Origin of the sequence: Streptomyces sp. NRRL S-495 (assembly GCF_000966955.1) — a bacterium.
Classification (GTDB): Bacteria; Actinomycetota; Actinomycetes; order Streptomycetales; family Streptomycetaceae; genus Kitasatospora; species Kitasatospora purpeofusca.
The window spans coordinates 1-1177 of sequence record NZ_JZWY01000949.1; the positions used below are offsets into that span (position 1 = coordinate 1).

Here is a 1177-nt window from a genome sequence, read left to right on the forward strand (position 1 = left end):
TCCCAGTTGTCCGTGATGGCGTCGAAGGTGGCGTCGACGGCCTCCTCCGCGTCCGCGTCGGATCCCAACTGCAGGTAGGCCCAGTCCAGATACCGGGTGCGCACCCGTTTGTGGAAGGCCCAGTAGGCCGCCTGCCACGCCGGCGGCCACGCCTCGTACGGCACCCGTCGGTGCGTGCTTCCGGTCACGGCGGACTCGACGGCTCCGTCCTCAGGATCGGTCTCCGCCTGGGTCACCGCTCCCCCCGCACCCGGCGCTCGGACGCCCCGGCACGCGGCTCCGTCCGGTCCGCGCGGGTGATCCGGTGCCGCAGCCCGGCGGACAGAACCCGACGCGCCAGGCGCAGGCCGTCCCGGGTGAACACCCGCGTCGCCACGGCCACCGTCGCCAGCTGCGCTGCACTGTCCTGGTCCACAGTCCCTCCCCAATGAAGGCTTGTCGTGAGGAGGCGCCCGACCCCCGGTTCGCGGCGCCGGAGGCACCTGCCTCCACCTGTAAAGCGAACGGGAACGGCGGATCGTGCAGAACAATCTCAACAGAACGTGTTTGGGCAAGTGCATAAGGTAGCGATCGATTCTGATCATTCGGCGCGTCGGCCTGCGACCGGAGCGTCCGCCCCTGTCGGCCGGGACACGACGGGGCTTGCCCGAGGGGCCGGAAGCGACGGTCCGAGGAGTCCCGGCCGCCGGCGAGGCGTACGCACGGGGCGCCCACCACAAGAAGGGCAGCGGACCACGGCGAACCGGACGAGCCCTGTCGGACCGTGAGCCGCAGCCCGAGCAGAGTGGCCTACGCTACGGCCGTGCCGAAGGAAGCGGCAGCTGGCGGACCTTGTGGGCACCTACGCGGTCGTGATCAAGGCGGCCGGCCGGGAAACCAGCCGCGGCGTCAGCACGGTGACGAGCCGCAGGCCCTTCGGCCGCTGTCCCTGCTGGGGGACGTTCGCAGGGGGGAACGTCAGGAGGTCTGGACATTCGCGTCTAGGCTCCACGACATTCCGGGGCTCGGCGTGTGCCGATCGTCGGCGCGGGCTCCGGGGCAGTGTTCCCGTCGGCCGCTGGTGCGGTCGCAGTGCGGCCTGGCTCCGGCCTCGTGCGTCGGTCAGAGGCGGCGCAGGACAGCGACGACCTTGCCCAGAATGGTTGCGTTGTCGCCGTTGATCGGCTCGTAGGCCGGG

The 1177-nt window shown here is 71.2% G+C and carries 1 protein-coding gene and 2 pseudogenes; all 3 read right to left on the minus strand.

Translation table 11 applies throughout. From position 1 onward, the window contains the following. Positions 1-236: pseudogene (locus VR45_RS36840) on the minus strand (hypothetical protein); the annotation flags it as partial. Continuing rightward, the gene (locus tag VR45_RS36845; RefSeq protein WP_045944294.1) at positions 233-415 is read right to left on the minus strand and encodes a hypothetical protein; all 183 of its coding nucleotides are present in this window, start codon (positions 413-415) and stop codon (positions 233-235) included. The pseudogene VR45_RS36840 and the gene VR45_RS36845, both read right to left, overlap by 4 nt. Positions 416-1101: 686 nt before the next feature. Continuing rightward, a pseudogene (locus VR45_RS46350) lies at positions 1102-1177 on the minus strand (repressor LexA); the annotation flags it as partial.